The following is a 12,344-nucleotide window of genomic DNA, read 5'->3' as shown; positions in this document are numbered from 1 at the left end:
ATAATGCTAGCTTTTATTTTCCCATCATTCTATTTCTAAATCTACGATTAAATATGCCAATAATACAGCAAAGTAAATACTTACCCCTGGTGCCGTTAATACGTGACCTGCTGTAAAAGCAATTCCTAATGCTAACAAAAGACCCGCAGCTAACAACGCATACTTAACTGTAAACATATCACGAAACCTTGTTATAAATACCATTAGGATTCTCAAACCATAATACACAAATGGAATCATAAGGAAAATGAAACCGATAATTCCAAATGTGTAAAACCAATCATGGAAATCTCTTTCAATTAATTTTGGGGCATCTTTAAAGTTACCACCATACCCCATACCAAGTAACTTCTGAGACATAGGCGCTTGTTTATAAAAGTCTTTATACATCTGTGTAAATAATTCACGTCCACTGAAAATGAGAGATTGTGTCTCAGCCTGTTTCTCTTCTTCTTTCTCTTTTTTAATATCCTCTGGTGTAACAGGTTTATTCTGTTGTTTTTTCTCTCGTTGTACTTTTTCAAAAACTTGAACATGAATACTTGTATTTTTATATATTGGCGAGAACGGAAAATACCCCAATACTCCTACAAATATAACTGTTGCAATCAAACCATTTAACAAATATGGCTTTTTATTATGCTCTTTCCGTTGTAAAAATGCTTGTATAAAGCACATAAAAATAGCAATAGCAACTGTACAGAAAATAGCTCCCGCTCCTACTTTTGTACCAACTGCAAATAATGAAAATATTATTAAAAGAGACGGAATCCAAAAATAACTCTTTGCCAAGCTTGTTGTTTTTTCAATAGAATACAAAACAACAATTGGACATATTATTGCTAAAACCGATCCAAGTTCATTCCCTGCAAAAAACCAGCCACGTGAACCTTCTTTAAAATATTCATAACTATTAGAATCTGTTCCCGTTGCGATAGATACAACCATAACCACATTTATAATTAAAGCTGCATACGCTACATAATTTCTCATCTTTGTATGCATCGTTTCTTTCATTTTTAATGACTTAAATACTAGAATATAACAGCTTATCATGACAAATGGGTATAACGTCTTTGCGATAAACTTAATCTCTTCTCCTTGTAACATCGGATTCTTAATCATTTTATTATTTAAAAATCCTAATCCAAGGACAATTCCTAGTCCAAGTAAATATATAATATATTTTCGGTTTTCTCTAACACGGGCTTGCATGAGAATATAAATACCAGCAAGAGCCATAACAAAGAAACGCGATATCACTCCAACCGTTGCATCAATTTTGAGCACTAAAATACAAAATGATGTAAGCAAGTCTATAATTGGTTGTAATATAATAAAAATCAATAGAAAGCTCTCGAATTTATAACCTAAACTATTGTTATTTAACATCTTTGCCTCCGATAAATATTGTAAGTATCGTAACTCGTTCCAAATACTTATTATAGCATAAGTCCTCAATTGACTAAGTGGTATTTTAATTGAATACTAAAATCTTTAAAAACCTCATTTTTATCCCGCATTAACGGGCGGTAAGACCCCCACTGAGGAAAGTTTCACTTTATAATTTATTCACTCTCAAATAGCATTTTCAAACGCTTTCTTTCCTTATTCTTTCACTTTTTTTACATGTAGCGAAACAGTAATTGTTATTTTCATAACTTTAGTGTATATTCTTTCCTTGGAACATCTTTAGAAGGAAGGGATTGGAGCAATGTTTTTAATTGATGTATTTACATTTCTCGGTATTATCGCAGCTGCCATTTCTGGTACATTAGTAGGCTTGAAAAAAGAACTTGATTTATTTGGTGTCCTTTGTTTATCTGTAGCAACTGCACTTGGCGGCGGGATAATTCGCGATGTTATGATTGGAAACTTACCTCCAGTTGCATTTGTTCAACCCATTTACTTTTTCATTAGCATCTTAGCCGCATTATTTACTTGTATGTTTTTTGAAAGAATTCATAAATTACAAGTTGTTATTATGCTCTCAGACGCTGTTGGTTTAGGCGTATTTACTGCAATCGGTGCAAATGCAGCCATTACCCATCATATGACTGCTTCTTTCTTAGTTGTTTCTATGGGAGTAATTACAGGTATTGGCGGTGGAATTTTACGCGATATTTGTGCTCAAGATATCCCATATGTCTTTCGTAAAGAAATTTATGCAATTGCCTCCATTTTAGGTGCAATTAGCTTTCTTATTACGTATGAAATGGGATCACACGTATTAGCTTTCTATATTTGTTTACTTGTAACATTTACTATACGTGTTGTAACTTTTATCTATAATGTACATTTCCCAGTCTTTTTCAAGACACATGCAAGAATGAATAAAGGTCATTGATCTATTTTCATACAAAAGGGAATTCTCGGAAGAATTCTCTTTCTTTATGTTATTATAATCACTTAAATTAAATATAAGAATCTAAAGAAAAGCTATAATAAATAAAATGCCAAACATTTTATAAGGTAAAACTTCTACCAACAAGGGATTTCGCCTTTAAATTTTGAGGTAGGGGCTTATTGTCTAGAGATAGCAGGATAAACATATACAGGAGGAACAATCATGCTAAGCATTTTTAAAGATGAAAAAAGAATCCTACTTAGAGGATTCTTTTATTTTTTAAAAAACAGCTTTTGACAATATTGATATACTATATATATCCCATAGCTTTGTAATATCAATAAACTAGGGACTAGTATGCCATCATATACAATACGCATATCCATAAATCTTGTAAATAAATAGCCTCCTGTAATGAATAGAAGCAGCATATAACTTTCATTTCCCGGTTTTTGAAATAGAAGATGTAACATAGCAATTGCTGCAAATATTGTAATCATTATATATATAAGGTACCCACCCTTTATAAGAGTGTTTTGTATTCCTTGTTTCTGAAATTTCCCTAAACTCATTTGAATAGAGGTAAACTGATCCATCTCTATTGCTTTCAACTTTTTATTTATAAAATCCACAGTATACTCTTTTTTCTCTTTCTTCTCTTGTTCTGTTGTTTTTTCATTTCCTCCTACTAATACAGATTGAATATACTGATCATTTGTAAATGTATATTGTAAACTATTTGATTTTGCCAACGCGTAACTTACTCCGTAATGGACACCATAAAATATAACGCATACACCTACTATTTTAAAAAGCATTTTTTTTCGTTCTGCACTTTGCAAAACTTCCACCACTACAAGGTACATAACAAGGACTATAATCAAAAATAAACCTAATGGACGAATCATATTACTAAAAGCAAATAAAGCAGCAGCCACTCCCCACATATACGAGTGACTTAAACCTTTATGTATAAGTAAGTAACATGCAAAATAAAATAAACATGTTGCTAAATGTTCATTCGTTAACACGGAACAAAGTACAATATTAGGAATATACAAAGCATATAACATAGCTGCAATTCGGCCGCATTCTTCATGAAATAGCGTAGAAGCAAGCTTGTAAATACAAAAGGCTGTAGCCCCGCAATATAAGATATTACATATCTTTAATACAAACATTGCATCTCCAAAAAGACGAATAAAAAAGGATTCATACATAATAAAAGGTAATTGTACAAGATTTTCTATTCCGCTTAAACTAGTATTTCCTTGCCCAATTTGCTTAGCGGCCTCATATATCACCTTCGCGTTACCTTCAAGTGGGGCTCCCATCGACACAATTGATAGAAAGCGAAGTACCACAGTAATTGAAATAAGAAAAAGAATAAATTGTTTACTCGTAAATCGATATTGTAAAATAGATGTAGCCAGCAAAATTAAAATGATACAAACACCTAACACAATCACTAAACTGGAAGAGTTTATATCAAAAATATTGCTTACCTCTTCAAAAGAATACCAAAATGAATATAAAAAAAAGAGGAACATGAGTCCAACTACTATCTTGTTAAAAAAAGAATGAAAGCCTATCTGTACATTACTCATAATTCTATTGCATTGCACCTCTTTTTCTCTTTGTTAAAGGATATCTATTCCCTTTAACTTTATATTTTTAACAAAATGATTTTATCATGAATAAAAGGAGTGCTGGTAGCCTATTTCTATGACAAAGCTAGTAACATCACATATTCTCCTTGCAATGTAAGCGAAATCTCTTTTACACTACAATCTATACGGAGTGAAACTTCTGTTCATTAATTATTATAAATAATGAACAGAACAAATCGAGTTCTTATGGGTATCATTAGAACAAAACAAACAGGAGTAGATAATATGGAAAAGAAATTTATGAGAGAATCCAAGGCGATAAAAACAACACGTGTTTTTCCGAATGACTTAAATAACCATCAAACATTATTTGGCGGAAAATTATTAGCAGAAATTGATAGCATTGCTTCTATCGCAGCTGCACGTCATAGCCGTAAACACTGTGTGACAGCTTCTATCGATTCTGTTGACTTTTTAACACCAATTCATCAAACTGATTCTGTTTGCTATGAAGCATTCGTTTGTTATACAGGAAGATCTTCTATGGAAGTATTCGTAAAAGTCGTTGCAGAGGATTTATTAGGCGGTGAACGCCGCATTGCTGCTACTTGCTTCATTACTTTCGTGGCATTAGAGGACGGAAAACCATCCTCTGTACCAGGTTTAATTGCTGAAACAGAAGAAGAGCAATGGTTATATAATACAGGTGCAGAACGTGCAGAAAAACGAAAACTGAACCGACTAAAAAGTAAAGAAATGGCAGAAGTACTAACCATCCAAAAACCGTGGAATGCATAATTAAAGAAACCACCATCCTCTATTAGGATGGTGGTTTCTCATACTTCTTCTTAATCTTTAATATGACATTTAAAATCCGTTTTCATCAATGATTATTTCCATAAGTTGCTTTACAAAGTTTACGTGCGTTACACTGATAAGGTTACTTATAAGTTAGCTAGGGCTTTTAAAAAAATTTGCCCACAACATAAGATAAATCGTATAATTACGAAATGTGTAATAGATAAAGCACAAATCATGAACTCCATAAAATTATGTATAGAAGGATCTAGTTATGCAAAAATCACTATTTAAAAACATTTTGTATAAGATTGCACTGAATGTCTTTAACATTATTCTCCCCTTACTCGTTGGACCATACGCTTACCGAGCGCTTGGAGCACAATCAATGGGAACTGTTAACTTTGCTGATACGATTTTTAATTACTTCTTCATTTTTGCTGTATTTGGTATTTATCAATATGGATTACGAGAAATGAGCTTAATAAAAAATGATAAAAAAAAGGTAAGTCAACTTTTCACAAACCTTTACCTTATTAATTTAATGACAAGCTTATTTGCTCTAACAACCTTTTTAATATTTAGTTACATCGGCTATGGCAATGAAAAAATATTCCCGGTGTTAGTTATTTTCGGATTTAACTTCATTTCGAATATGTTCTACGTAGAATGGGTAAATGAGGCTCATGAAAAATATGATTTTATTGCTATAAAAACCATTTGTGTTAGATTAACTTACGTTGTGCTATTATTTATAATCGTTCATAATGCAAACGACTATAAACAATATGCAGCACTATTAGCTCTTTCAACATTTTTAAATCATTTTACTAGCTTTATATACATTAAGCGGAAAATAAAATTTGATTTCTCTAATATTACAATCGTTCCGCACTTAAAACCATTACTAGCAGTTGTTATTTTCTCAAATACAAGCATCTTGTATACACAATTAGACCGTTTCTTACTTGGAGAATATTTAGGTGCAGAGTATGTGGCATTCTATGTAATGGCCTTTCAAATGATGACCATTGTTAATACACTAATGGTCAGCGTAATTCAAGTTACCATTCCAAGACTATCCTATTTATCAGGAAATGCTGATGAAAAAGAGTATGAAACATTATTAAATAAGATTTCAAAGGTATACTTTATTACACTCTTCCCTGCTGCTGTTGGCCTCATTTTAATTTCTCATGCTGCTGTTGTTATTTATGGCGGATCCGAATTTGCACCTGCTGGGAATACATTATCTATTTTTGCTCTATATATGGTTTCCGTAGGAATCGAGTCGATTCTATCGAACCAAATTATTTATGTGAAGAAGAAAGAACATATTTTAGTTCGCTTTTTATTCATATGCGGTTTCACAAACCTTGTATTAGATATTTCATTAATTATCTTTCATGTCTTCACACCAGCAACTGCTATTTTCACAACAACAATTGCAAACTGCTTATTGATTGTTTTGGAATATATGTATGTAAAGAAGAAATTAAAAGTAAATTACACATTGTTTGATATGAGCAAATTAAAATATTTACTTTACTCACTAACGTTTATTCCATTAACATTTATTGTAAAGATGTATTTCAAAAACACGCTATCATTTGCTTTTATCACAATTTCAGTAAATATATTTGCTTACGCTCTTATCTTATTGGTAACAAAAGATGAAATTCTCTTTATGTTTTTAAATAAAATAAAATTTAAAAAAGCGTAATACACATGAGGAAAGGATACTACATCTTTTCCTCAATCCTCCTGCTAACGAAACTTCTTAAAGGAGCTGTTACGATTGAAATTCTCTTTAATCATGGCCACTTGCGGCAGACGTGATGATATTATAGATTTACTAACATCGCTAGAAAAACAAACATACAAAAACTTTGAACTCATCGTAGTTGATCAAAATGATATACCAATCTCTGATTTATTTGAAGATTATAAAGAAAAATTCCCAATCAACTATATATACACACCAATTAAAGGTCTATCTCGTGCACGTAACACAGGATTAAAAGTAATTGACGGCGATATTATTGCTTTTCCAGATGACGATTGTATTTACGAAACAAATGTATTAGAAAGCATCCAAGAAACGTTTGGTAGAGACAAAGATATTCACTTTGTCTCTACCAATACAACAAATGTAGAAGGGACAGGCTCTTTAATACACGCACCAGAAACAGACATCATTTTAAATAACAAATATGGCTTCATGGGACCTTCCTTTGCACTATTCTTCACGAAACAATTTGTACAAGATGTAGGCACATTTGATGAAGACTTAGGAGTTGGATCAGGAACGATTTATGGAGCCGGTGAAGAAACTGACTTCGTACTTCGCGGTATGAAGAATGGATATACAGGTGTATTTAAGAAAGACCTTTTCGTATATCATCCTGTAAAAGAAGAAGTCATTAATGAGCAATCATTGAAAAGAGCAATTTCCTATGCTGGAGGTTTCGGCAGAGTCATTCGCTTGCATTACGGATTCCCTTACTTTGTACGTGCCATTGCTGCTGCTACATTCCGTACGATGCAAAACATCTCTAACGATAAACGAAAATTCCATGCAAATCGCTTAAAAGGAATTGTCAGAGGGTACTTTAAATAAAGTGAAACTTCCATCGGTGAGGAGTTTCTTTATCCCCACTGATGGAAAGCCCTCACCAATCGGGCTTTTACGGGACAGTTAGCCCCCACCTATCTACTGCACTTCTCTCTCAATCTTGAGGTGGAGGTCCTACTGCCCGCGAATAGCGTGATAAAAGAAAAAGCAACTGATCCTTCGTTGGACAGTTGCTTTTTCTTTATAGGGTTTTAACTTACAAAAAAACAAGGAGATTTTTTATAATCTCTAAACAAGTGATGAATAAAATAATGACAATTTATCATCTTGGTATAAAGCACGCATCATCGTATTTATCATTATATTTATTCATCTATATGTTCATAAGGCCTTGTTAACGAAAGTGTATAATATATAAAAGGAATCAACTATCGATTTATCTTACAAAAAAATTACATTATTGTAAGGTAAATCGATAGTTACAACAATTCATATTCTTCCTGAGTACAAACATAACTTTTTCCCATAAAGTTACATATCCCATTCATAAGGAATACGTGATAATTTAAAGATAGCTTTATATTTAAGAATTTAGTATCATGATTCAAGATACTATTTCAAACAGGGCGGAGGACACTATGAGCTTATTAACAGTTGAAAACCTAGGGCATACCTTTGGCGATCGTACATTATTTAAAGATGTATCAATGCGTTTATTAGCAGGAGAACATGTTGGCTTAGTCGGCGCAAACGGCGTTGGTAAATCAACATTTATGAATATTATTACAGGGCAACTTATTCATGATCAAGGACGTGTAGAATGGACACCAGGTACGCATTACGGATATTTAGACCAGCACACAATTTTAACGCCTGGAAGAACTATTCGTGACGTATTAACAGATGCATTCTTACCGTTATTTGAGAAAGAAAAAGAGTTAAATACAATTACTGAAAAAATGGCAACGGCATCACCAGAAGAATTAGAAGTACTACTTGAACAGATGGCAGAAGCGCAAGATGCACTTGAAGCAGGCGGTTTCTATTTATTAGATATTAAAATTGAAGAAGCAGCACGCGGTCTTGGAATTGATGCAATTGGTTTAGATCGTGATGTTTCAGCATTAAGTGGTGGACAACGTACGAAAGTATTGCTTGCTAAACTATTACTTGAGCAACCAGAAGTGCTATTACTCGATGAGCCGACCAACTATTTAGACGTTGAACACATTCAATGGTTAGCAAACTATTTAAAAGAATATCCACATGCGTTCCTTTTAATTTCCCATGATACAGAATTTATGAACAAATGTGTCAATGTTATTTTCCATCTGGAATTCTCAAAAATGACACGCTACACAGCAACATATGAAAAGTTCTTAGAACTAGCAGAAATCAACAAAAATCAACATTTACAAGCATATCAAAAACAACAAGAGTTCATTAAACAGCAAGAAGATTTTATCGCACGAAATAAAGCGCGTTACTCAACGACAGGACGTGCAAAAAGCCGTCAAAAGCAGTTGGAGCGTATGGAGCGTATTGATCGTCCAGAAACTGCTATGAAACCTGAGTTTTCTTTTAAAGAGTGCCGTGCAAGCAGCCGCTTTGTCTTCGAAGGAGAAGATGTAGAAATTGGCTATACACACCCTCTATTACCGAAATTAACAATGACAATTGAACGTGGTGAGAAAATTGCCATTGTCGGATGTAATGGTGTCGGAAAATCAACATTACTCAAAACGATTCTTGGAAAAATTAAACCGCTAAGCGGAAAAACAAGCCTTGGTGATTTCTTAGAGCCAGCTTATTTTGAACAAGAAGTAAAAGCAGAAAATATTACACCAATTGATGATGTATGGAATGCGTTCCCACACTTAGACCAACATCAAGTACGTGCAATGCTTGCGAAATGCGGTTTAAAAAATGAGCATATTTCTCGTCCATTGAGCCAACTAAGTGGTGGTGAGCAAGCAAAAGTTCGTTTATGCAAATTAATGGCAACAGAAAGTAACTGGCTATTATTTGACGAGCCAACAAATCACCTTGACGTAACAGCAAAAGATGAATTACAGCGCGCTATGAAAGCCTATAAAGGGACAATCGTTCTTGTTTGCCACGAACCAGACTTTTATGAAGGTTGGATTACAAAAGTTTGGAACGTAGAGGAATGGGCGGAAAAAGCTGCTCATCAATAAAGTGAAACTTCCATCAGTGGGGGTCTTACTGCCCGTTAATGCGGGATAAAAATATGCCTCTTGTCTAAGACAAGAGGCATATTTCATTATTTCTTCTTTAGGAAAAACATTTTACCTTGTTTAAAAAATTGCATTCTTATGAAGAGTGCGCTTTATTCCCATCTAAATACATAAATTATTACTATACTTCACCTTGAAAATTAATAAAAACAAGGAGTGTAATAAGCCATGTTAACCCTACAATGGAATCGTTTAAATTCATTGTTAGCAAAATGCCTCGTGTTTTTATGCTTACTTATCTTTGCTTTTACTATTTGGGGCTCTTATTTAACTGTTAAAGAAACTCTAAGTGTTCGAACACTTATTAGCGGCCCAATTGTAATTATCATTATGATTTTGCTGATATTACTAACTTACCTTTGTAATAAATATCTTTCTAAAACTGCCTTTATTATTTTGTTAATACTTTGCACGTTTACCCTTCGGTTCATTTGGATTCTAAAAGTCCCAACACCAATTGAATCTGACTTTGCATTAATGTATAGGAGTGCTGTACAAGCTGCTCACGGTGACTATAGTTTTTCAAGTTCTCCCTACTATACAGCATGGGTATATCAACTTGGATTTACGATGTATCAAGCTTTTATCATCAATGTATTCGGTAACCATATATTCATCCTGAAGTTGTTAAATGTCCTTTATTGTACAGGAACTACCATATGTATATATAGCATTACAAGCAACATTTTTAATGAGTGGACTGGGCGTATAGCTGGACTATTATATGCTTTTTTTATTCCAAGCATTATGATGAGCTCTGTCTTAACTAATGACCACCTTGCAACATTTTTATTTTATTTAGGGTTCTATTTATTAGTGTCAAAAAGATTCTATAGTAAATATACTTGGATCTTTGTAGGGATTACACTAGCGCTTGGTGATATAACACGTCCTCTAGGTAGCTTTATTTTATTAGCAGTTATTATTTATCTATTCCTTCACGGGTTTCTTGGGAAAGATAAGAAATCAATGGTTACTACAACAAAGAAACTTATTGGTATTCTTTTTGTCTTTTATGCTGTCCATTATCTCGTGAGCTCTGCATTCATTGCTACAGGAGTTACACAGTATCCTTTATCTAATCGTGATCCCCTTTGGAAATTTGTCGTAGGACTTAACCACGAAACAACAGGATTATATTCAACATCCGATGCTGAACAAATCATGAGTCTAGAAATAGGTGAAGAAAGAAAAGAATTAGAAATGAAGATCATTAAAGAGCGAATTGCAGATAAAGAAAAGCTATTCACACTCTTTGGAGATAAATTTTCCTATATGTGGGGAGGTCTTGATTCCGCCGGTTACTGGAGCTTAAATCAATTAAATAAAAAAGAATTAGCTGATACAGCCATGGAATATGAAAAGTATATTTATATTGCAACCATGCTATTTGGTATGATTGGATTATTATACCTTCTTTTCACAAAGCAGAAAAACCTTCAGTATACATTATTCCTATTACTTATTATTGGATATATATCTATTCACTTTTTAATAGAAATACAGACAAGATATCGATATTTTATCATTCCAAGCTTCTTTATTATTCAAAGCTATGGAATCTATGTGATTCATCAATATATGAAAAAACTCACACGATTACCATTTCTATAAAAAGTGTAAAACTTAATTAAATGAAACGGTTTATACATGAAATAAAAATAACGTAATAACAGCCTGTTCCAAAAATGAAATAAGCGGAACAGGCTGTTATATTTTTTAGCGTCTAAACAAGATGAGAAAATCTCCGTATCCTTCTTTCTCTAAATCCGCTTTAGGGATAAAACGAAGTGCAGCAGAATTAATACAATAGCGTAAACCATTAGGTCCCGGCCCATCTGGAAATACGTGTCCCAAATGAGAATCTGCATCTTTACTACGTACTTCCGTTCTCGTCATATTATGGCTCACATCTATTTTTTCTTTTATACTTGCTGATAACATCGGCTTCGTAAAACTAGGCCACCCACAACCGCTATCAAATTTATCTAAAGAACTAAATAAAGGCTCTCCTGAAACGATATCAACGTAAATACCTTCTTCTTTATAATCCCAATATTTATTTTGAAATGGTGGTTCTGTTCCATTTTCTTGTGTAACATAAAATTGCACTTCTGTGAGTTTTTCTTTTAGATGAGTATTATCCTTTGGCCAATATTTTTTGATAAACGCATCACGTCCCGAACCTTGACGATATAACGCATATCGAAACGAATTTTTCTCATGATAGCTTTGATGGTATTCTTCTGCAGGATAGAATGCTGCAGCCGGTAAAATTTTTGTGACAATCGGCTTCAAAAATCGTCCACTTTCTTCTAATTCACGTTTAGACGCTTCTGCCGCCTCGCGTTGCTCTTCACTATGATAAAAAATGACTGTTTCATACGATTGTCCGCGATCATGAAATTGACCTCCAGCATCAGTTGGATCAATTTGTTGCCAATATAAGTGAAGTAATTGCTCATACGGCATACGCTCTGGATCAAAAGTAATTTGTACCGCTTCATAATGCCCTGTTGTCTCTGAGCAAACTTCTTTATACGTTGGATTTTCCTTATGTCCACCTGTGTATCCAGATACAACCTTTATAATGCCATCCATCTCTTCAAATGGCGACACCATGCACCAAAAACACCCTCCGGCAAATGTTGCAAATTCATATTTTTCGTTTACAGCCACTTCTTCACCCCACTATCTTTTCTTACAGTATGGCATACAAAAATGTAAGTTATAAATAAAAAAGCATCAAAATAGAT

The 12,344-nt window shown here is 33.4% G+C and carries 9 protein-coding genes; 6 read left to right on the top strand and 3 right to left on the bottom strand.

The window, feature by feature from the left end; genetic code table 11:
• Positions 1–24 precede the first annotated feature (24 nt).
• Entirely contained in the window at positions 25–1,392 is a 1,368-nt protein-coding gene (locus ACTDJC_RS05360) for an O-antigen ligase family protein (protein WP_098310107.1), read from the bottom strand.
• A gap of 322 nt (positions 1,393–1,714) precedes the next feature.
• Between ACTDJC_RS05360 and ACTDJC_RS05355 the strand changes: the two genes are divergently transcribed.
• Positions 1,715–2,347: a trimeric intracellular cation channel family protein gene (locus ACTDJC_RS05355; RefSeq protein WP_440602804.1), complete on the top strand. Its 633-nt coding sequence runs from the start codon at positions 1,715–1,717 to the stop codon at positions 2,345–2,347.
• Between the two features lie 272 nt (positions 2,348–2,619).
• On the opposite strand, the gene ACTDJC_RS05350 is transcribed toward ACTDJC_RS05355, so the two are convergent.
• Positions 2,620–3,897: a glycosyltransferase family 39 protein gene (locus ACTDJC_RS05350; RefSeq protein WP_440602803.1), complete on the bottom strand. Its 1,278-nt coding sequence runs from the start codon at positions 3,895–3,897 to the stop codon at positions 2,620–2,622.
• A 345-nt stretch (positions 3,898–4,242) separates the two neighbouring features.
• Here ACTDJC_RS05350 and ACTDJC_RS05345 point away from each other — a divergent pair, with 345 nt between their 5' ends.
• The 5 genes from ACTDJC_RS05345 (at position 4,243) to ACTDJC_RS05325 (ending at position 11,202) form a co-directional block, all read left to right on the top strand.
• Entirely contained in the window at positions 4,243–4,755 is a 513-nt protein-coding gene (locus ACTDJC_RS05345; protein WP_098310110.1) for an acyl-CoA thioesterase, read from the top strand.
• Between the two features lie 274 nt (positions 4,756–5,029).
• On the top strand, positions 5,030–6,478 hold the full coding sequence (locus ACTDJC_RS05340) for an oligosaccharide flippase family protein (protein WP_253631022.1): 1,449 nt from the start codon (positions 5,030–5,032) through the stop codon (positions 6,476–6,478).
• 75 nt (positions 6,479–6,553) lie between these two features.
• Positions 6,554–7,375: a glycosyltransferase family 2 protein gene (locus tag ACTDJC_RS05335; protein WP_098310112.1), complete on the top strand. Its 822-nt coding sequence runs from the start codon at positions 6,554–6,556 to the stop codon at positions 7,373–7,375.
• A gap of 554 nt (positions 7,376–7,929) precedes the next feature.
• Positions 7,930–9,528 carry an ABC-F family ATP-binding cassette domain-containing protein gene (locus ACTDJC_RS05330; protein WP_098310113.1) on the top strand — a complete coding sequence of 533 codons (1,599 nt, stop codon included), beginning with the start codon at positions 7,930–7,932 and terminating at the stop codon, positions 9,526–9,528.
• 228 nt (positions 9,529–9,756) lie between these two features.
• Positions 9,757–11,202: an ArnT family glycosyltransferase gene (locus ACTDJC_RS05325; protein ID WP_440602802.1), complete on the top strand. Its 1,446-nt coding sequence runs from the start codon at positions 9,757–9,759 to the stop codon at positions 11,200–11,202.
• A 105-nt stretch (positions 11,203–11,307) separates the two neighbouring features.
• Here the strand turns inward: ACTDJC_RS05325 and msrB are convergent, their stop codons facing one another.
• A complete protein-coding gene (gene msrB / locus ACTDJC_RS05320) occupies positions 11,308–12,267 on the bottom strand; it encodes a peptide-methionine (R)-S-oxide reductase MsrB (protein WP_440602801.1) in 960 nt (319 codons plus the stop codon).
• Between the last annotated feature and the right edge of the window lie 77 nt (positions 12,268–12,344).

It is taken from the genome of Bacillus sp. GB_SG_008, from assembly GCF_052038115.1.
Lineage (GTDB): Bacteria > Bacillota > Bacilli > Bacillales > Bacillaceae_G > Bacillus_A > Bacillus_A rhizoplanae.
This window is presented reverse-complemented; position numbering and strand designations above follow the sequence as displayed.